The sequence below is a fragment of the Thermohalobacter berrensis genome (genome assembly GCF_003609645.1).
Taxonomy (GTDB): domain Bacteria; phylum Bacillota; class Clostridia; order Tissierellales; family Thermohalobacteraceae; genus Thermohalobacter; species Thermohalobacter berrensis.
Window position 1 is genome coordinate 168,047 of sequence record NZ_MCIB01000001.1, and the last position, 21,292, is coordinate 189,338.

General features: G+C 29.3%; 21 protein-coding genes. 19 read left to right on the forward strand and 2 right to left on the reverse strand.

The window, feature by feature from the left end:
• Positions 1 to 19: 19 nt before the first annotated feature.
• Positions 20 to 433: a putative ABC transporter permease gene (locus tag BET03_RS00885; RefSeq protein WP_120166289.1), complete on the reverse strand. Its 414-nt coding sequence runs from the start codon at positions 431 to 433 to the stop codon at positions 20 to 22.
• 116 nt (positions 434 to 549) lie between these two features.
• On the reverse strand, positions 550 to 1,362 hold the full coding sequence (locus BET03_RS00890) for a histidinol-phosphatase HisJ family protein (protein ID WP_243096827.1): 813 nt from the start codon (positions 1,360 to 1,362) through the stop codon (positions 550 to 552).
• A gap of 284 nt (positions 1,363 to 1,646) precedes the next feature.
• Between BET03_RS00890 and BET03_RS00895 the strand changes: the two genes are divergently transcribed.
• The 19 genes from BET03_RS00895 to BET03_RS00985 all read left to right on the forward strand — a co-directional run bounded on the left by BET03_RS00895 (position 1,647) and on the right by BET03_RS00985 (position 21,292).
• Positions 1,647 to 2,018, forward strand: a complete 372-nt coding sequence (locus BET03_RS00895; RefSeq protein WP_120166291.1) for a demethoxyubiquinone hydroxylase family protein — start codon at positions 1,647 to 1,649, stop codon at positions 2,016 to 2,018.
• A 15-nt stretch (positions 2,019 to 2,033) separates the two neighbouring features.
• The gene (locus tag BET03_RS00900; RefSeq protein ID WP_183108660.1) at positions 2,034 to 2,867 is read left to right on the forward strand and encodes a family 1 encapsulin nanocompartment shell protein; all 834 of its coding nucleotides are present in this window, start codon (positions 2,034 to 2,036) and stop codon (positions 2,865 to 2,867) included.
• Positions 2,868 to 3,092: 225 nt separating this feature from the next.
• Positions 3,093 to 4,631: a YifB family Mg chelatase-like AAA ATPase gene (locus BET03_RS00905; RefSeq protein ID WP_120166295.1), complete on the forward strand. Its 1,539-nt coding sequence runs from the start codon at positions 3,093 to 3,095 to the stop codon at positions 4,629 to 4,631.
• A gap of 30 nt (positions 4,632 to 4,661) precedes the next feature.
• On the forward strand, positions 4,662 to 5,753 hold the full coding sequence (dprA, locus tag BET03_RS00910; protein WP_120166297.1) for a DNA-processing protein DprA: 1,092 nt from the start codon (positions 4,662 to 4,664) through the stop codon (positions 5,751 to 5,753).
• Between the two features lie 80 nt (positions 5,754 to 5,833).
• Positions 5,834 to 7,927 (forward strand): type I DNA topoisomerase, encoded by a 2,094-nt coding sequence (gene topA / locus BET03_RS00915; protein ID WP_120166299.1) that lies wholly within the window; start codon positions 5,834 to 5,836, stop codon positions 7,925 to 7,927.
• A gap of 4 nt (positions 7,928 to 7,931) precedes the next feature.
• Positions 7,932 to 9,254 carry a methylenetetrahydrofolate--tRNA-(uracil(54)-C(5))-methyltransferase (FADH(2)-oxidizing) TrmFO gene (trmFO, locus tag BET03_RS00920; RefSeq protein ID WP_120166301.1) on the forward strand — a complete coding sequence of 441 codons (1,323 nt, stop codon included), beginning with the start codon at positions 7,932 to 7,934 and terminating at the stop codon, positions 9,252 to 9,254.
• A 52-nt stretch (positions 9,255 to 9,306) separates the two neighbouring features.
• On the forward strand, positions 9,307 to 9,837 hold the full coding sequence (hslV, locus tag BET03_RS00925; protein WP_120166303.1) for an ATP-dependent protease subunit HslV: 531 nt from the start codon (positions 9,307 to 9,309) through the stop codon (positions 9,835 to 9,837).
• A 12-nt stretch (positions 9,838 to 9,849) separates the two neighbouring features.
• Positions 9,850 to 11,241 carry an ATP-dependent protease ATPase subunit HslU gene (gene hslU, locus BET03_RS00930; RefSeq protein ID WP_120166305.1) on the forward strand — a complete coding sequence of 464 codons (1,392 nt, stop codon included), beginning with the start codon at positions 9,850 to 9,852 and terminating at the stop codon, positions 11,239 to 11,241.
• 15 nt (positions 11,242 to 11,256) lie between these two features.
• Complete coding sequence (gene codY / locus BET03_RS00935; protein WP_120166307.1) at positions 11,257 to 12,039, forward strand: GTP-sensing pleiotropic transcriptional regulator CodY; 783 nt, start codon at positions 11,257 to 11,259, stop codon at positions 12,037 to 12,039.
• 279 nt (positions 12,040 to 12,318) lie between these two features.
• The gene (flgB, locus tag BET03_RS00940) at positions 12,319 to 12,720 is read left to right on the forward strand and encodes a flagellar basal body rod protein FlgB (RefSeq protein WP_120166309.1); all 402 of its coding nucleotides are present in this window, start codon (positions 12,319 to 12,321) and stop codon (positions 12,718 to 12,720) included.
• 3 nt (positions 12,721 to 12,723) lie between these two features.
• On the forward strand, positions 12,724 to 13,164 hold the full coding sequence (gene flgC / locus BET03_RS00945; protein WP_120166311.1) for a flagellar basal body rod protein FlgC: 441 nt from the start codon (positions 12,724 to 12,726) through the stop codon (positions 13,162 to 13,164).
• 17 nt (positions 13,165 to 13,181) lie between these two features.
• On the forward strand, positions 13,182 to 13,475 hold the full coding sequence (fliE, locus tag BET03_RS00950; protein ID WP_120166313.1) for a flagellar hook-basal body complex protein FliE: 294 nt from the start codon (positions 13,182 to 13,184) through the stop codon (positions 13,473 to 13,475).
• A gap of 30 nt (positions 13,476 to 13,505) precedes the next feature.
• Positions 13,506 to 15,053 carry a flagellar basal-body MS-ring/collar protein FliF gene (gene fliF, locus BET03_RS00955; protein WP_120166315.1) on the forward strand — a complete coding sequence of 516 codons (1,548 nt, stop codon included), beginning with the start codon at positions 13,506 to 13,508 and terminating at the stop codon, positions 15,051 to 15,053.
• Positions 15,054 to 15,066: 13 nt separating this feature from the next.
• Complete coding sequence (gene fliG / locus BET03_RS00960) at positions 15,067 to 16,074, forward strand: flagellar motor switch protein FliG (protein ID WP_279230299.1); 1,008 nt, start codon at positions 15,067 to 15,069, stop codon at positions 16,072 to 16,074.
• Positions 16,067 to 16,804: a FliH/SctL family protein gene (locus BET03_RS00965; RefSeq protein WP_120166319.1), complete on the forward strand. Its 738-nt coding sequence runs from the start codon at positions 16,067 to 16,069 to the stop codon at positions 16,802 to 16,804. The genes fliG and BET03_RS00965 overlap by 8 nt, the downstream gene beginning before the upstream one ends.
• A gap of 6 nt (positions 16,805 to 16,810) precedes the next feature.
• Complete coding sequence (fliI, locus tag BET03_RS00970) at positions 16,811 to 18,133, forward strand: flagellar protein export ATPase FliI (protein WP_120166321.1); 1,323 nt, start codon at positions 16,811 to 16,813, stop codon at positions 18,131 to 18,133.
• 14 nt (positions 18,134 to 18,147) lie between these two features.
• Positions 18,148 to 18,585, forward strand: coding sequence for a flagellar export protein FliJ (gene fliJ / locus BET03_RS00975; protein WP_120166323.1), 438 nt, complete (start codon positions 18,148 to 18,150; stop codon positions 18,583 to 18,585).
• Positions 18,586 to 18,597: 12 nt separating this feature from the next.
• Positions 18,598 to 19,830, forward strand: a complete 1,233-nt coding sequence (locus tag BET03_RS00980; RefSeq protein ID WP_120166325.1) for a MotE family protein — start codon at positions 18,598 to 18,600, stop codon at positions 19,828 to 19,830.
• Positions 19,831 to 19,861: 31 nt separating this feature from the next.
• Positions 19,862 to 21,292: a flagellar hook-length control protein FliK gene (locus BET03_RS00985; RefSeq protein ID WP_183108661.1), complete on the forward strand. Its 1,431-nt coding sequence runs from the start codon at positions 19,862 to 19,864 to the stop codon at positions 21,290 to 21,292.

The following is a 21,292-nucleotide window of genomic DNA, read 5'->3' on the forward strand; positions in this document are numbered from 1 at the left end:
CATCCCAATATGGATGCCCTTATTCTATGTGCGCAATTTTACTATCTAAGAAATCATGAAATCTTTCAAAAAAGATACCAGCTAGAAACCATGCAGGAAAATAATCTAATCTTATATATCCATAAAGTGTATATTTTGTAGATTTTGTATAATCCCATGGACATATACCTATTAGATAATCTAAAAGCATACCTGAAAAAAATTCTATTGTATATATTAAAACCGTCCAAACTATGCCTCTTAAAAAAATATTATTGTTTCTTATTTTATCGTGTATAGGTTCTAAGAATACAGCAAAACCATATATAAAAAACATCCATATATAAGTATGACCAGTTAAAGAAAGATTTCCTGAAAATAATGACCCTAATCCAGTCCAGAAAATTTCAATTATTAAGCCACTAAATCCATATATAATATAACGAGTTAACATAAACTTATTATGATCAAATCACAAATTTTTATTCATTAAAAGATAATAATACATTTTAGGACAAAAAAGGGCATGAATGTCGGTATTTGACTATTACCCAGGGAATAAAAATAAAACTATATATTTATAAAATCAACAAAAATAGGAGTTCTGTTTCTAAATAAAGTTATTTTATTAAAACCTGCTCTCTCTAAGAGGTTATATGCCTTTTTAAAGTGAGAGCATATATCTTCAACAATGTGAGAATCTGAGCCTATTGTAATTATACTTCCACCAAGCTCTTTGTAACGTTTTAATATACTAAATTGAGGGTGGGTTTGATCTAATTTGTAACGATAACCAGAAGTGTTTAACTCTAACCCTTTTCCCTTTGTTATGAGGCTTTTTAAAATTGTATCAACTATATCAGTATAATCATTATAAGAAAGCTTTTTAGTTTCATAATTTCCATATCTTATTATATAGTCTATGTGTCCTAATACATCAAATTCATCATGTATTTTTATATTTTCCAAGACATTTTCAAAGTATCTCAAATAAGCATTTTTTTGACTTTTACCTCTAAAAAAATCCCCATTATATAAGTCCATTCTGTCTGCTGCATGAATTGAACCTATCACAAATGCAAATGGGTATTTATTGACTAGTTTTTTTATTTTATCTGAAATATGAGGCTGAAGACCTACCTCTATCCCTAAAATAATATTTATTTTATGATTATATTTGTCTTTAATTTCGTTAAACTTTTCAAGATAGTCATCAAAATCTATTTCAAAATTAGGGTCAGGAGATGGGTAGTCAAAATCCACATGATCAGTAAAAGCAATTTCTTTTAATTCTAAATTTACTGCATGTTTAACTATATCTTCCATGGGAGTATTACAATCACCTGAAAAATGAGAGTGTATATGGTAGTCAGCAATATACATAATTATCATCTCCTTTTCATAACACATAGGAAATTATAATCAAATAAATATTGTAGATAAAAAATATAATTTCCGTTATGTGTTTCAAAAAAGTCAACCTTGAGAATCTTCAATTTTTAATAAAAGACTTTTTTATTTTCTAAATAATTTTATCATATATAAACTATTAAATAAATATAAAATTAATGTGACAAAAAACTTAAATTTATTTAGACTGTTTGAGAATAATAAATAGGGGTAACAAAATAATATTATAAAAAAATTAGTAATAAGGAGGAGTAAGTATGCCACAAATGCCAAATCCTTTCGGAATGAAAATACCAAAAAAAATAACTAAGGAAGAATTAATTCAAGCTATTAGGCAGGATATAGTAGGGGAGTTAGAAGCTATATTTTTATATGATGCACATGCTCAAGCTACAGATGACCCTAGGGCTAAAAAAATATTAGAAGATATCAGGGATGAGGAAAGGGAGCATGTAGGTGAGTTAATGACTTTACTTAACATACTTGACCCTAGAGAAGCAGAACTATTTGCCAATGGAAAAGAAGAAGTAAAAGAAATGATGGAAGAATTAAACATAGAAATGCCTAAAAAAGAAATAGATTTATCTGACAAGGAGCCAAAAACTGTAGGTAGTCTTATTAATAAATAGAAGGGGTTGATGATTTTGAAAGATTATTTAATGAGGGAAGAAGCTCCATTAACTGAAAAACAATGGGAAGAGATTGATGAGTTAGTAGTAAAAATAGCATCTAACAGATTAGTTGGTAGAAGATTTATTGACATATTTGGACCTTTAGGGGGAGGTTATCAAAGTATAGAATTAGATAAGATTGAGGATGATGGAAAAGCAAACTTAGGTGATAAAGGTAATGAAACTGAAGATATAATTGAAACTAAAGATAGAAAATATATTTCTATATCACTTATTTATAAAGATTTTTTATATACTTGGAGAGATTTAGAATTAGTTAAAGAAATGGGTAGACCTTTAGATTATTCAGTATTAGGTGCAGCCGTAAGTGCTCTTTCATATAAAGAAGATGATATTATATTTAATGGAACAAAAGAAACAGAGGGTATAATGAATGTGAAGGGAAGACTGGTAGTTGAAAAGGGTGATTGGGCAGTAGATGATAACCCTTATAAAGATGTTGCTAAATCAATAGAGAATTTACTAAATGAAGGTTCCTATGGACCCTATTCCTTAGTAGTTAGTCCATCATTATATGTAAAAATGCAGAGGATTCAAGATGGAACAGGTGTTACAGTTTTATCACGTGTAAAAGAGCTAGTAGATGGTAGAGTATATCAAACTCCTGTTATTAATAATGATAAAGGGGTAGTTGTATCAATGGGTAGGCAAAATTTAGACCTAGTTATAGGTCAAGATATGGTAACAGCATATTTAGGTGATGAGCAGCTAAATCATATTTTTAGAGTTATGGAAAGTGTAGTCCTTAGAATTAAAAGACCAAAAAGTATATGTACTATTGAATAAAAAATTCCCATCTTTTGATGGGGATTTTTTTATGCGAAATATATTTGCTGTAGTATCATTGAGCTAGACATAAAATATATATCCCCAAGTGGCGTGAGCTTTAATCACCTTTTTGGAATACAATCCAGTTGTATATAATACAGAATTTTCAAAAAAAATAGAGGATTTAATAATAAGATATCGAATTTTAATCAATATGGTATAGATAGGGAGGAAGTAGATATAATGTTAGCCAAGATTAACACATGTGTTTTACAGGGTTTAAAGGGGTATTTAGTTGAAGTAGAAACTGATATATCCCGTGGTATGCCAGCCTTTAACATTGTAGGATTACCTGATACATCTATTAAAGAATCAAAGGAAAGGGTAAGAACAGCTATTAAAAACAGTGGATTTCAGTTTCCTTTAAACAGAATAACAATAAATTTGGCACCGGCAGATTTAAAAAAGGAAGGTTCACAATTAGACTTATCAATTGCTGTAGGAATTCTTAGGGCTACTGAAGTAATTAAGAATTCCAGTTTGAATGATTTTGCTTTTATCGGAGAATTGTCACTTGATGGGAAGATAACTAAAATAAATGGAGCATTACCAATAATAATATCTTTAAGGGAAATGGGTATAAAAAAAGTAATTGTTCCTTATGAAAATAAAAAAGAATGTAGTGTAATTAGTGATATTGATATAATACCTGTATCAAATCTTTATGAACTAGTACAATTTCTTAATAAAGAAAAAGAAATTTATCCCTATAAAACAAAAACAGAGTCATTCTTTGATATAGATAATGAAAACTATGAAGACTTTGAGGATGTAAAGGGACAGGAAAATATTAAACGAGCTATGGAAGTTGCAGCTGCCGGGGGACATAATATATTAATTATTGGACCACCTGGGTCAGGAAAGACTATGCTTTCAAGAAGACTACCATCTATATTACCCAAATTAAGCTTTGAAGAATCTTTAGAGATTACAAAAATATATAGTATTTCTGGTAACCTTTCTAAAAATTCTTTAGTAACTGAAAGACCTTTTAGAGCACCTCATCATACTATATCAAAAGTATCTTTAGTTGGAGGAGGAAGAATTCCAAAGCCTGGTGAAGTATCTTTAGCTCATCATGGAGTTCTTTTTTTAGATGAATTACCTGAATTTTCAAAAAGTGTCTTAGAGGTTTTACGCCAACCTATGGAAGATGGACTTGTAACTATCTCTAGAGTAAATGCTACCTTGTCATACCCTGCCAAGTTTATGTTAGTAGCAAGTATGAATCCATGTCCTTGTGGATATTATGGTGACCCTATTCATGAGTGTACATGTTCATTTAGAGAAATAAGTAAATACCAAAATAAAATTAGTGGACCTTTATTGGATAGGATAGATATACATGTTGAAGTTATGCCAGTAAAATATGAAGATTTAGAAAGTGAAAATTTAAAATCGGAATCATCTAAAGAAATTAGAAAAAGAGTAAATAGAGCTAGAAAAATTCAGTTGGAAAGGTATTCAAAAGAGGAGAAAAATATATATTCCAATGCACAATTAGGAGCTAAAAGCATAAATAAATATTGCAAGCTTGATAAAGAATGTAAAGAACTTATAAAAACTGCTTTTGATACATTAGGGTTAAGTGCTAGGGCTTATAACAAAATATTAAAAATTTCAAGAACTATTGCTGATTTAGAAAATAGTGAACAAATAAAAAAACATCATTTAGCAGAAGCTATTCAATTTCGAAGTTTAGACAGGAAATTTAACAGTTGATTATAATATTAAGAGGAAGTAGGTAATAATATGAATAACAAAGATATTTTAATCTGGTTAAACAGTTTAAATATTGATAATATTACAATAGATAAATTGCAAAAAAAATTTATTGACTTATCATATATTTGGGAAGCTTCCAACAAAGAAATAATGTCATTAAAAGGAATTAGTGATAAAATAAAAAATAAAATAATATCATATAAAAATAAAGAATACTTTGAAAAAATAAAGAAATTAATCTATAATACTGGAATAGATGTACTTTGTATTAATGACATAAATTATCCTGATAGACTTAAAGAAATTTATAACCCCCCTAAAGTATTGTATGTTAAGGGCAGCTTAAAAGTAAATGATAAATTAGCAATTGCAATAGTTGGTTCAAGAAAAGCTACCCCATATGGTAAATGGGCATCAGAGAAATTTGCAAAAGAACTTGCTAAAATGGATGTTACTATAATTAGTGGAATGGCTGTAGGTATAGATACAAAAGCACATGAAGGTGCATTAAAAGCAAATGGACGAACTATTGCTGTATTAGGTAGTGGGGTTGATGTTATTTATCCTAAATCAAATAAAGTATTATATGATAAAATACAGGAGAACGGTGCTATTATTTCTGAATATTTTCCTGGCACCAAACCATTTCCAGGGAATTTTCCTAAAAGAAATAGGATTATTAGTGGATTAGCAATAGGGATAGTTATAATAGAAGCTAGTGAAAAAAGTGGGTCACTAATAACAGCAAATCATGCATTAGAGCAAGGTAAGGAAGTGTTTGCACTTCCAGGCAATATTAATAGTATATACAGTAGAGGAACTAATCTTCTTATAAAGGATGGAGCTAAAGTTTTAACAGAAGTAGAAGATATTTTTGATGAGATTAAACAATTAAAAGAAAAGTCTAAAAAAATAAAAAATCAAAAAATTAACTTAGACAATTTAAGTGAAGATGAAGCAAAAATAGTAAAATGTATCTATGAATATCCTATGCATTGTGATAAAATTTCATATCATACAGGTATAGAAATTTCAAAAGTCAATAGTATATTAACCATATTAGAAATGAAAGGAATTGCAAAACAATTACCAGGGAAAATATTTTCACTGTCATTATAATAAATTAAGGTGGTACATATTGTTATACATATACTTGTTTTTAATTATAATAATCATTATTATATTCGGAGGTGCATACTTTGGCAAAATCTTTAGTTATTGTCGAATCACCATCAAAAGCAAAAACTATAGCCAAGTTTTTGGGAAGAAAATATAAAGTAAAAGCATCAGTAGGACATGTAAGAGACCTGCCTAAAAGTAAATTAGGAATAAATATAGAAGAAGATTTTCAGCCACAATATATTACAATAAGAGGTAAAGGACCGGTATTAAAGGAATTAAGGAAAGAGGCAAAAAAAGCAGAAAAAATTTTTCTAGCTACAGACCCAGATCGAGAAGGGGAAGCTATATCGTGGCATTTAGCATATATTTTAGGCTTAGATGAAAATGATAATGTAAGAATAGAGTTTAATGAAATAACAAAAAATGCCATTAAAAATGCGATAAAGCATCCAAGACCAATTAATCAAAACTTAGTTGATGCACAGCAGGCTAGAAGAATTTTAGATAGATTAGTAGGATATAAAATTAGTCCTTTACTTTGGAGAAAAATAAAAAGGGGTTTAAGTGCTGGAAGGGTTCAGTCAGTTGCTGTCAAACTGATTTGTGATAGAGAAAAGGAAATTGAAAATTTTAAACCCAAGGAATACTGGACTATTGATGCAATTTTAAGCAAAAATAGTGAAGAGTTCAAAGCTTCATTCTACGGTAAAAAAGAGGGAAATAAGGAAGTAAAAGTAGAGATTAATAATAAAGATGAAGTTAATAAAATTTTAAAAGATATACAAGACAAGCAATTTATTGTTGATGAAGTTAAACAGAAACAGAAAAAAAGAAACCCTTATCCACCTTTTACAACAAGTAGTTTACAGCAAGATGCTTCAAGAAGATTAGGCTTTTCTACTAAGAAGACTATGCTAATAGCTCAACAATTATATGAAGGAATTGATATTAAGGGAGAAGGTTCTGTAGGTTTAATAACTTATATAAGAACAGATTCTGTTAGAATTTCTAAAGAGGCTCTAAATAGTGCTAATAATTATATAAAAGAGAAAATAGGAGACAAATATTCTGTAGGAAAAAGACAATTTAGCAAAGGTAAAAAGAATGATATACAGGATGCCCATGAATGTATAAGACCTACGTCAATTTATAGAACGCCTGAAGCAATTAAAGAATCATTAAATAAAGACCAATATAAACTATATAAACTAATCTGGGAGAGATTTGTAGCCAGTCAAATGAGTCCAGCAATATATGATACCCTTTCAGTAAAAATTAAAGTGGGAAGCTATATTTTTAAAGCTAGGGGTTCAAAACTTAAATTTGACGGATTTTTAAAAATTTACAATATATCAAGTAAAGATAAAGATATTGATATACCTAGTTTAGCTAAAGGTGAGAAGATAGAATTAAATAAAATAGAACCAAAACAACACTTTACTCAACCACCTTCAAGATATACTGAAGCTTCTTTAGTAAAAACTTTAGAAGAATTAGGAATAGGAAGACCCAGTACTTATGCTCCAACCATTAGTACCATCTTAAGTAGGGGATATGTAATATATGAAAACAAAAGCCTTAAACCAACTGAACTTGGAACTGTTGTTACAGAGTTGTTAGAAGAATATTTCAAAAACATAATGAATGAGAAGTTTACAGCAGAATTAGAAGAAAAATTAGACAAAGTTGAAGAAGGAAAGGTACAATGGAAAGATGTAATAAAGAATTTTTACTCAAGCTTTAAACCAATATTAGAAACTGCTGAAAAAGAGATTAATAAAATAGAAATAGAAGATGAAGAAACTGATGTAATATGTGAGAAATGTGGTAGGAATATGGTTATTAAACATGGTAGATACGGAAAATTCCTCGCATGTCCTGGTTATCCAGAATGTAAAAACACAAAACCTATAGTAAAAGAGATAGGAGTTAAATGTCCTGAATGTGGTAATGAAATAGTAGAAAGAAAATCAAAAAAAGGTAGAAAATTTTACGGATGCAGCAATTATCCTGATTGCAAGTTTGTTTCTTGGGATGAGCCAGTTAACGAAAAATGTCCTGAATGCGATGGTATGATGGTACTAAAAAGAACAAAAAAGGGAACATATATAAAATGTACAAATAAAGAATGTGGTCACAGAAAAGAATACAATAAGAAAAAAAGAGGGTGATATAATGACTAACGAAGTAATCGTTATAGGTGGAGGTTTAGCAGGAAGTGAAGCAAGTTGGCAATTAGCAAATAGAGGGGTTAAAGTTAAGTTATATGAGATGAGACCCAAAAAAAATACTGAAGCACATCATACTGAGAAGTTAGCAGAACTTGTGTGTAGTAATTCTTTAAGATCAAACAGTCTTGAAAATGCAGTAGGTTTGCTTAAAGAAGAAATGAGAAAATTAAATTCCATTATTATTGAATGTGCTGATAAACATAGAGTGCCAGCAGGAGGGGCTTTAGCTGTAGATAGAGAAAAATTTTCAGAAGAAATAACAGAAAGAATAACTAACCATCCTAATATTGAATTAATTAGAGAAGAGTTAACAGAAATTCCAAAGGATAAATATGTAATTGTTGCTACTGGACCTTTAACCTCTAAGGGGTTAGAAAAGGACATTGCTAAATTAACAAATGAAAAGTATTTATATTTTTATGATGCAGCTGCTCCAATAGTTGCTTATGATTCAATAAACAAAGAAAGAGTTTTCAAAGGTTCAAGATATAATAAGGGAGAAGCTGATTATATTAATTGTCCAATGAATAAGGAAGAATATGAAAAATTTTACCAAGAACTAATAAATGCAGAAGTACATTCATTAAAAGAGTTTGAAAAACAAATAGTATTTGAAGGATGTATGCCAATTGAAGTTATGGCAAAAAGGGGTAAAGATACCCTTCGATATGGGCCATTAAAGCCTGTTGGGCTTGAAAATCCTAAAACAGGAGAAAGCTATTATGCTGTTGTTCAGTTAAGGCAGGATAATAAAGAAGGAACATTATATAATATAGTAGGATTTCAAACAAACCTAAAATGGGGTGAACAAAAAAGAGTATTTAGTTTAATTCCTGGATTGGAAAATGCTGAGTTTGTAAGATATGGGGTAATGCATAGAAATACATTTATTAATTCACCTAAAGTTTTAAAGGCAACTTATCAATTTAAACAAAATACCAAAATACTTTTTGCAGGGCAGATTACTGGTGTAGAAGGATATGTGGAATCAGCTTCATCAGGATTAGTATCAGGAATTAATATGGCAAGAGTAGTTAAGAATAAAGAACCATTAGTTTTTCCAAAAGAGACTGCAATTGGAGCATTAAGCCATTATATTTCAGATGGTAGTATTTCAAACTTTCAACCAATGAATGTGAACTTTGGTCTTATGCCAAAATTGAATAAAAAAATCAAGTCAAAAAGAGACAGAAATAGAAAAAAATCGGAAAGAAGTTTAGAAATATTAGATGAATTTTTAAAAATTAATAAAATTTATGTTGAATAATGACTTAATTTTTGTTATTATTCAAATGGTCTGTTTTTTCAGGGGGGATAATGTGTTACATGGTACAACAATTATAGCAGTTAAAAAAGGTAATAATCTAGCAATTGCTGGTGATGGGCAAGTAACAATGGGTGATAAAACAATAATGAAACACACTGCTAAAAAAGTTAGAAGGTTATATAACAAAAAAGTACTAGTAGGATTCGCAGGTTCTGTTGCTGATGCATTTACTCTGTATGAAAAACTTGAAGAAAAATTAGAGCAATATGGTGGAAATTTAAGACGTGCAACTGTAGAACTTGCAAAAGAATGGAGAAAAGATAAGGTTTTAAGAAAATTAGAGGCTATGTTAATTGCAGGTGATAAGGAAAATTTGTTTGTAATATCGGGAAATGGTGAGGTAATAGAACCAGACGATGGAATAGCTGCAATAGGCTCAGGAGGCAACTATGCTTTAGCTGCCGGAAAGGCTTTGCTAAAGTATTCAAATCTAGGTGTAAATGAGATTGCTAAGGAAGCCTTAATGATAGCCTCCTCAATATGTGTATTTACAAATAGCAATATAACTGTGGAGGAGGTATAGGGGAGTGTTAATATGAAGGAGTTAACTCCAAAACAGATTGTTAAAGAATTAGATAAATATATAATAGGCCAAGATAGTGCCAAAAAATCAGTGGCAGTAGCATTAAGGAATAGGTATAGAAGAAGCCTTTTAGATAAAGAGTTTCAAGAAGAAGTAAAGCCCAAAAATATTTTAATGATAGGACCTACTGGAGTAGGGAAAACTGAAATTGCTAGAAGATTAGCCAAACTAGTTAATGCCCCCTTTGTTAAAGTTGAAGCCACTAAATTTACTGAAGTAGGTTATGTTGGCAGAGATGTTGAATCTATGATAAGGGAATTAGTAGAAACCTCAATAAGATTAGTAAAGACAGAAAGAATAGAAAAGATATATAGTAAAGCTAAAGAAATGGCAAATAATAAAATAGTAGAAATTTTACTACCATTGCCAAGTCAAAAAAGTGATTTTGCCAATCCATTAGAAATATTTTTTGGAGATAACAAAGAAAAAGAAAGTAATATCCATGCCGAGAATGTTCAAAATATTATGAAAAAAAGACAGAAATTGAAAGAACGACTAAAAAACGGAGAATTGGAAAATGAAATAGTAGAAATAGAAGTTGAAGAAAATAGAAATTCTACTATAGAGATGTTTAGTGGAATAGGAACTGAGGAACTAAATATTAATATGAATGACATTTTAGGTGGTATCTTACCTAAAAAAACTAAAAAAAGAAAAGTTACAGTAAAGGAAGCTAGAAAAATCCTTGCAACTCAAGAGGCACAAAAGCTTATAGATATGGATGAAGCTGTTAATGATGGTATTAAAAGAGCTGAACAGCATGGAATAATTTTTATTGATGAGATTGACAAGATAGCAGGAAGGGGATATGGTGCAGGACCTGATGTTTCAAGAGAAGGTGTTCAAAGAGATATACTCCCCATAATAGAGGGAAGTACGGTAATTACAAAATATGGACCAGTAAAAACTGACCATATATTATTTATAGCAGCTGGAGCATTTCATGTTGCGAAAGTTACTGATTTGATTCCAGAGATTCAGGGAAGGTTCCCTATTAGAGTAGAGCTTGAAAATCTTACAAAAGAAAATTTTGAAGAAATTTTAATTAAACCAAAAAACGCTCTTATAAAGCAATATGAGCTTTTATTGGAAACCGAGGGTATAAAAATAACATTTACAGAGGATGCTATTAGTGAAATAGCTAAAATTGCTTATAAGATTAATGAGCAATCTGAAAATATAGGAGCTAGACGATTACATACAATATTAGAAAAACTTTTAGAAGACATATCTTTTGAAGCACCTGATATAGATAAAAATGAAATTATAGTTGATAGCAAATATGTAAGTCAAAAACTCAAAAGAAAACTAGAGGATAGCAACATGACAAAATACATTTTATAAAAGAGGAGGATTATTATGGGAGAAACTTTATTACAGAAAACTAGAAAACTTAATAGGATTTTGCAAGATACTGGAAGCAAGCCTGTTTCTTTTTCAGAATTAAGTAGAGCTCTAAGTGATATATTAGAAGCTAATGTATATATTGCTAGTAGAAAAGGAAGGGTTTTAGGTTTTTCACTGCTAGAAGGATTTGAATGTAGCATAATAGAAAATGAAGTAGTTGAAGAAAGAAGATTTCCTAAAAAATATAATGAAGAACTATTAAAAATTTCAGAAACTAGAGAAAATGTAAAAGAAATTGCTGAATGTGTATTTGATCAAGTATCTAAGTGTAATTATCCAAATAAATTGAGTACAATTGTACCTATAAACAGTGGTGGTACTAGATTAGGAACTTTAGTTTTGGCGAGGTTTGGTAGAGAATTTACTGAAGAGGATCTAGTTTTAGCTGAATACAGTGCTACTATAGTAGGAATGGAAATCCTTAGAGCTAAAAATGAAGAGATCGAAGAAGAAGCAAGGAAAAAGGCAATTGTTCAAATGGCAATTGGAACCCTTTCATATTCAGAGCTTGAAGCAGTAGAACATATTTTTAATGAATTAGATGGCAATGAAGGTTTACTAGTTGCAAGCAAAATTGCTGATAGAGTAGGTATCACTAGATCAGTAATAGTTAATGCATTAAGAAAATTTGAAAGTGCGGGTGTAATAGAATCTAGATCACTAGGGATGAAAGGAACTTACATTAAAATATTAAATGATAAGCTATTAGATGAATTAAAAAAGGTTAATAGATAAAAATCCTATCTAATGGTATGACGAAAAGTCATACCATTTTTTTTGTATTAATTAGAGCAAATTTTGTTAAATTAAGATGTCGAAATTTCCACTACAATATAATTATAGGACTTTTGGACTAATAAACTGGAGAATTAACTTTTAAGAAGGATATTAAACAATTGAATAGAATAGAATATTGTGGAAAATTATAGAATTATGTATTATACTATTTTATGCGGAGGATTTTGTAAAAAAATATCGAATATATATTTATGAAAGTATAAATGAGGTGATTTTGTGTTAAATAAGCTTTACTCAAACATCAATTTTTTACAAAAAGCATTAAATGGATTATCACTTAGACATGAGGCAATTTCTAACAATATTGCAAATGTAAATACACCAGACTATAAAAAAGTAGAAGTTGAATTTGAAAAGCATTTAAAAGATTCTCTAGACGAAAAGTCGGTACAATTAATAACAACTAATAATAAGCATATTAGTAACCCATTAAGAAATTTTTCTCCTTTAATTAAGAGAGATAAAAGCACTTCTACTAGAAAAGATGGAAATAACGTTAATATAGATGTGGAAATGGCAAACTTGGCTAAAAATACAATTATGTATAATGCTATCATAAGACAGGTTTCAGATGAGTTTAATAAAATTAAAACCGTTTTAAGAGAAGGAGGCAAATAGTAAATGGGTGTATTTAATTCAATAAATATAAGTGCTAGTGGACTAACAGCTGAGAGGACTAGAATGGATATTATTTCTGAAAATATAGCTAATGCTAACACCACAAGAACTAGTAGTGGTAAACCATACAGAAGAAAAATGGTAGTTTTTAAAGAAAAGGAATCTAAGTCGTTTGCTGAATACCTATCTAGTTATACTCAAAAAGACGTTAAAACGGGTGGAGTTGAAATAAGTACAATTGCTGAAGATAAAACACCTTTTAAAAAGGTTTATAATCCAGGTCACCCAGATGCTAATGAAGAAGGTTATGTATTAATGCCTAACGTAGATATAGTTAAAGAAATGGTAGATATGATATCTGCAACCCGTGCATATGAAGCTAACATTACTGCGATAAACTCCTCTAAGTCAATGGCAATGAGGGCTTTAAATATTGGAAAATAATGAGGAGGTTATAAGAAATGATAGATAGTGTTAATAAAATTGGCAGTGAAATAATAAAAAATAAAGTTAAGGTTAATGAAAAAGAAAGCTCTATATCATTTGGGACATATCTTGAAAATGCCTTAGATAATGTAAATAGGCTACAAATAGAAGCAGATAGTTATAGAAAGCTTTTAGCTACAGGACAAGTTAATAACATACATGAAGCTATGATTGCTACTGAGAAAGCAAACATTGCTTTACAGTTTACTATTAGTGTTAGAAATAAAATTATGGATGCATATAGAGAAATAATGAGAATGCAAATTTAACTTAGACGCAGTAAGAAATGAGGTGATTAGGTGGGAGAAATAATTGCCAAGATTAAAAAGCAGCTTAATGAATTTTGGCAAGGATTAGATAAGAATAAAAAAATAAAATTAGGAATTAGTAGTTTATTTATAGTTATAAGTATGACAGCAATTATTTATTTTACTACTAGAACAGAGTATGAGGTTTTATATAAAAACTTAACCCTTAAAGATACAGCTTCAATTACACAACAGTTGGATGAAATGGGTGTACAGTGGAAAAGTGGAGATAACGAAACAACGATACTCGTTCCAAAGGGAATGAAAAACAAAATTAAAATAGAACTAGCTTCTGAAGGCTTACCAAAGGAAGGATACAGCTTTTTAGATGCTATAAATAGTACAAGCTGGACTATGACTGACTATGAAAAAAAGCAAAGGTTAAAATTGGCTCTACAAAGCGAATTAGCAAGTACTATATCAGAAATAAATGGTATAGAAGATGCTAAAGTTTACATAGATATTCCAGAGGAGTCAGGATATATATTAAACGAAGATACAAATGCCAAGGCTTCTGTTTTTGTAAAACTTGCAAAGGGAATCCCATTATCAAATGCTAAAGTATCGGCTATTAAAAATTTAGTTGCTGGAGCTATTAAAGGAATGAGTATTGATAATGTAACAATTATTGATGATTCAGGCAGCCTTTTAACAAATGATGAAGATTCTTTGGAGAATTATAACTTAACTGAACAGTTAAATATCCAACAAAATATTCAAAATAGGATTAATAACAGTATAAAAAGGTTTTTAGAAAATGTATTTGGGTATGGAAATGTAGATGTAAGAACTAATGTAAAAATGAATTTTGATAGTGAAGTAACAAGTATAGTACAGTTTTCACCGCCTATAGAAGGCAATGATGAAGGACTCATTAGGAGTATGGAAGAAATTGAAGAAGAAATGGTTAATGGAGCAAATGGTGGAGTACCCGGTACAGAGTCAAACACAGATGAAATTACAGACTATGCACAAATTGAAAATGAAAATTCTAAATACCAAAAGGCTAGTAGAGTTATTAATTATGAGTTAAATGAAATTAATAGACAAATTAAAAGGGCACCTGGTCAAATTGAATCTGTGACAGTTGCAATACTTATAAACGAAGATTCTTTAGTTGATGGTGAATTAACTGAAGAGAAAGAAAAAGAGATAACAAATTTAATTTATGCAGCAACCGGTTTAAATACAAAACAGGTATTTGTTAGTGCAAGTAGATTTAATAAAGAACTAATTGGCTCAAATGAGAATGTATTTGGTGATAATGAAGCCCAAATACCTGATAACTGGTATATGTGGGCAATAGCAATTGGAGCTTTATCTATAATAGGAATTTTAAGTTTTGTTGTTTATAGAAGAAAAACTCCAAAATATGACATAAATGATGTTCTTGAGGAAAAGAGCTCGGAAATGGAAGAAGTAGAGGAAATAGATTTAGACGGGGATAAGTCTGAAGTTAAGAAACAAATTGAAAAATTTGTAGACAAAAACCCAGAGGCAGTAGCACAATTACTTAGAACATGGTTAAATGAAGATTAAAGGAGGAGAAACTGTGACTAATATTAGGCAACTTTCAGGCAGACAGAAGGCTGCAATTTTATTAATTGCATTAGGACCTCAGCAATCAGCAGATATTTTCAAACATCTAAGCGATGAAGAAATAGAGGAGCTAACTTTAGAAATTGCAAATATAAGAATGGTTTCTCCTGAAGAAAAACAGAAAATATTAGAAGACTTTTATCAACTATGCCTTGCCCAAGAATATATTTCAGAAGGTGGTATCAATTACGCTAAGGACGTATTAGAAAGGGCATTGGGCTCACAGAAGGCAGTTGATATTATAAACAGACTAACAGCTTCATTACAAGTAAGACCATTTGAGTTTATAAGAAAAGCTGACCCGAATCAACTTTTGAATTATATACAAAATGAACATCCTCAAACTATTGCTTTGATACTTTCATATCTAAAACCAAGCCAAGCTGGACAAATTATGTCTAGTTTATCTGATAAAAAACAAGCTGAGGTTGCAAAAAGAATAGCAACAATGGATAGAACATCCCCTGAAATTATTAAAGAGGTTGAAAGGGTATTGGAAAGCAAGTTTTCTACAATGGTTTCTCAAGATTTTACTTCAGCTGGTGGCATTGAATCTATTGTTTCAATACTAAACTCAGTTGATAGGGGTACAGAAAAGAGAATAATGGAAGAACTAGAAGCGCAGGATCCAGAGCTAAGTGAAGAAATTAGAAAAAGAATGTTTGTATTTGAAGATATCGTTACCCTTGATAGTAGATCAATACAAAGAATTATTAGAGAAATTGATAATAATCAATGGGCTGTTGCATTAAAAGCTGCTAGCGACGAGGTTAAAGAGGTTATATTTTCTAATATGTCTAAACGTTTAGCTGAAATGATAAAGGAAGATATGGAATTTATGGGACCTGTTAGACTTAAAGACATAGAGGATGCACAACAAAATATAGTTAATGTAATTAGAAGATTAGAAGATGAAGGAGAAATTGTCACTCCAAGAGAAGGAGATGAGATAATTGTCTAATGTTATAAAGTCTAACCAGGTTATTGAAACTAAAATTAAAAAAGACGTTATTCTTAGTTCTCAAAAAGATAATTCTGCCCTTACAATAGAAAAAACTATTCAAGAAGCAAAAGAAAAGTATAATCAAATTTTAAAGGAAGCTAATGAAAAAGCAAACAAAATAATTGAAGATGCTGAGAAAAAAGCTGATTCAATTCTTGAAGAGACATATATAGAAACAAAAAGTATTATTGAAGAATCTAAAGAAAAAGGTTTTGAAGAAGGATATAAAAAGGGTTTTTCAGAGGGTAAAGAAAAGGCTGATAGATTAATCAAAGAAGCAAATGAGATAAAAAAGGAATATCTTTTGAAGAAAAAAGAAGTGCTTGGATCATTAGAGAAAGATCTTATAGACTTAACGATTACTATCTGTGAGAAAATTTTATGCCAAAAAGTTGATAATGATAAAGAAATACTAATTAATGTTATTAAGGATGGACTAGAAAAATTAGCTGTAAGTGATGAAGTTATGTTAAGGGTCTCTAACGATGATTATGATTTTATTTTAGAATCTAAGGATAGAATATTAGCCATGGCTAGTTTAGTTGAAGATATTGATATAAAATTAGATAATAATTTGGCCAGAGGGGATTGTATTATTGAGACTTCTAAAGGTAATGCCGATATAAGTTTATCAACACAAATTGAAGAAATGAAAAATCTACTTTATAACTTACTAAACGGTGAGTGATAAGTAATGGATACGATAACAGATATTAAAAGATATATAAACGCCGTCAACAACACTGAATTTATAAAATATACTGGAAGAGTTACTAAAGTTATTGGTTTAACAATTGAATCTAACGGCCCTTTGTCTAAAATAGGGGAACTCTGTTATATATATCCGGTTAAAAGTAAAGAACCTATTTTAGCAGAAGTTGTAGGATTTAAGGAAGATAAGATTCTTCTTATGCCCCTTGGTGAAATGGAAGGCATAGGTCCAGGTAGTAAAGTAGTAGCCAGTGGATATTCCCTTAAGGTGAATGTAAGTCATAACCTTGTAGGAAGGATATTAGATGGATTAGGTAATCCAATAGATGGAAAAGGTCCTTTAAAAAATGTGACCTACTACCCTGTATCTAATACACCTCCTAACCCCCTTGAAAGGAAAAAGATTAAAGAAATACTACCATTAGGTATAAAAGCAATAGACGGTTTATTAACATGCGGAAAAGGACAGAGAATAGGTATTTTTGCAGGTAGTGGAGTAGGTAAAAGTACTTTAATGGGTATGATTGCTCGAAATGCAGAAGCAGATATTAATGTTATTGCTTTAATTGGAGAAAGGGGAAGAGAGGTTAGGGAGTTTATAGAAAATGACCTTAAAGAAGAGGGACTTAAAAAGTCAGTAGTTATTGTTGCAACTTCTGACAAGCCTGCCCTAATAAGAATGAAAGGGGCATTGCTTGCAACGGCTATAGCAGAATATTTTAGAGACCAAGGGAAAAATGTTATGCTTCTTATGGATTCTCTAACAAGGTTTGCCATGGCACAAAGAGAGGTTGGACTAGCTATTGGAGAACCACCTGTTACACGAGGTTTTACTCCTTCAGTATTTGCTACACTACCTAAATTATTAGAAAGATCTGGAACTTCAAATAAAGGATCAATTACAGCACTATATACTGTGCTTGTTGATGGTGATGATTTAAATGAGCCTATAACTGATACCGTAAGGGGTATATTAGATGGACATATAGTTCTTTCGAGAAAATTAGCAAGCCAAAATCATTACCCAGCAATAGACATATTAGCCAGTATAAGTAGGGTAATGCCCAACATTTGTGATGATAAGCATTTAAGCATATCAAATAAGGTAAAAGATATTATAGCAACATATAGAGAGTCAGAGGATTTAATAAACATAGGAGCATACAAAAAAGGAAATAATAAAAAGCTTGACAAGGCTGTTGAATCAATAGATAGAATTAACAGTTTCTTGAGACAAGGCATAATGGAAAGTTTTAAAATGGAAGATACTTTAAGTTTATTAGAAGATATCTCTAAGGATATCTAATGGGGTGATACTCTGTGAAGAAATTCATATTTAAAATGAACAACCTATTAGAATTTAAAGAACAAATTGAAAATAATAAAAAGGCTCATTATGTACAAGCTCTAAAGAAATATAGAACAGAAAAACAAAAACTGGATAACTACATTATAAACAAAAAAAAGATTATCAATCAAAAAAATAAAGTCTCTGAAAATTCAACAATACTTGATTTGAAACATTATAGTTTATTTTTAACCCATGTAAATAAAAAAATAGAGAAACAAAAAGAAGTTGTTTTTACATATCAACAGGAATTAGATAACAGAAAAAAAGAACTTATAGAGGCTTCAAAGGAAAAAAGAATGTTAGAAAAATTAAAGGAAAGACACTATGAAAATTATCTATATGAGGTTAAAAAAGAAGAGGATAAAATTACAGATGAATTAGTATCTTTTAAAAATAGTAAAAATTAGTGGGGGTATATCATGGTAAAAGAACAAAAACAAAACAATGTATTTAAAATAATAATAATCCTTTTTATAGTTTTTATTTTAGTCCCCATAGGAATTATTTCTTTAATTTATTACAGTAATGATGCTTTTAGAACTTCTGCTAATAATTATTTAAGGAAAGTACCTGGTTTTATAGGAGATCATTTTAAAAAGTATCCAACAGAGGAAGAAAGGGAAAGCAAAAAGCAATATTTGGCCCAATATTACTTATCCCTTAATGAAAAAAATGCAGCAGATAAAATGTATATTATAAAACAGGAAGATGAATTATTGTATAACGATATAGTAAAATACATGGCAAATTACTCATCTAATAAGACTAAAAAAATAGTAGAACAGGTTAGAAATATTGAGTTAAGAAAGGATTTGCTTTTTTCCATCTATGAAGAAGTAATAAATGAAAAAGAATCTAAAATAAAAAATGAGGCTGAAACTCTGGAAAATTTACAATTATATTTAGCAGTAAATGAAATAGAGAATATATTAGCAGAAAGTGAAGATGGATTAAATTATATATTATCTCTAATCCATTTAATGGATGAACAAATAGTGGCCGACATTCTTTATTATCTAGATCAAAATAAGAGGATGCAAATAATATCATCTATTAATAATGTTAATAAACGTCAACAACTTGATATTCTACTTCTACAAAAAGAAATAAGAAATAATGAACTAAAGAAAATAGCTAAAGAATATGAACAAAAAGACCCTTATGAAGCATTTAGAGAATTAGGTAATACAGAAATTTATTCAATGGAAGAACTAGCAATAATATTTATGAATTTACATGTAAAAAATGCTGCAGAAATACTTAAATTTAGTACAGATAATCAATTTCTGGATGAACTTTTTACAGAAATAAGAGAAGAAGAAAGACTATTAGGAGTTAAAGATTCCTATACAATAAAAATTAATAAAGCAATAAATGCAATAAAAGATTATGAGAGTAAAGTAGACAAACTTGTAAACATTTATGAAAAAATGAATCCTCAGGAAGTGGCAAATATTGTAGAAAAAATGATGATAAATGATAATAGGGTTACATTATTCGAAATTGGACCCGATTTTCAATATCAAATTTCAGATTCAACAATAATTTTAGACATATTAAGTAGAATAAAAAGGAATAATCTATCTGAGATATTAAATTATTTAGACACAAGAAAGGCAGCTGAAATAACAAAAAGGCTTGCCATTGAATAAAAAAATAACTTCATAGAAAGGAGGTGAAAAGATGAGAAATGGTGGTAATGTTTTAGCAGTTAACCAATTTAATAATTTTCTTAATGATGAAAAGATAAATAAACAAAATAAAGGTAATAAAACATCTTTTGAATCAATATTAGATTTAGCAAATAAAACCCATAATGATAAAAAATATAGGAATAAATCAAAGGACAATAAAATCAAACAAAATATTAATAAAGAAACAAAAGTAAATGATAGTAAAAAAGATAATAGAAATATAAAAACAAGTAGCAAGAATAGTATAAAAGAAATAACAAAAAATAAAACATCAGAAAATGAAATAAAAAAACCAACTAAAAAAAATGATACAAAAATGGAGAATACAAAGAATAAAACTAAAGAGGAAGATACTAAGCTCATTGTTTTAAATGAAGAATTAAAAAGACTAATGTTAATGTTAGATAAAGTCTTAAAAAATAAGCCAGAAAAAGAATCATCTATTAATATTAAGTTAACAAAAAAAGCCTATAATTTAATTAATGAAATTAAAAAACTACTACAAGCATTAAAATCTACCAATGATTTTAATAATTTAAAAATTAAGTCTAATATAGAGATAATGGATAATATTGAAGATATACTAGTAATGTTAGAAAAAACAAAAGAAGGGAAACAAATTAAGCTTTCTAAGGAAAATTTGGAAAATATTAAAAATGATTTAAAAAATAATATCTATAAACTTAATTACAATATACAAGAAAATGAGAAGAAAAATAATGTTACTTTTGAAAAAAGAATACTAAATAGTAAAGATACTGAATTAATCCAAAACAATATAAAAAATAGTAGAGAAAAATTAGAGTTAAAAAATGAAAATAATAATTTTAATAAACTAGTAAAAATAAGTACGAATTCAACAAATGATTCTAAAAACATACAGAATTTAGAAGCACAGATAGTAACTAGAACAAATTCTCAAATATTAAAGAATACTCAAGCTACTATTCCTAATCAAGAGAATTTAAATAAAGCGTCTGTAACTGATAAATATAATCTTATAAATCAAATTATTAAACAGGCAAAAGTAAATGTAAATGGTAATGAATCACAAGTTAAAATAAAACTAAAGCCTGATATATTAGGTGAAATGACACTTAAAGTTACAATGGAAAAAGGGCTAGCAACTGCTAAAGCTGTTGTAGAAAGCTATTATGTAAAAGAGGTGCTAGAGTCAAATTTACATCAGTTAAAAGAAAGTCTTAAAGAACAGGGAGTTAAAATTGAAACCTTCGAAGTTACTGTAGGTAAGGATACAAGCTTTAGTAATAATAATTCAAATAATTGGAATATGGGAAGAAATAGACAGTTTAAAGGAAAGTCAAAAATTATTAAAGAAGAAAACCTATATGAAGATGCAGTAATAATTGAGCAAGAGAAAAGCAATTTTGGCTTGGGAAGGATTGATTTAATTATTTAG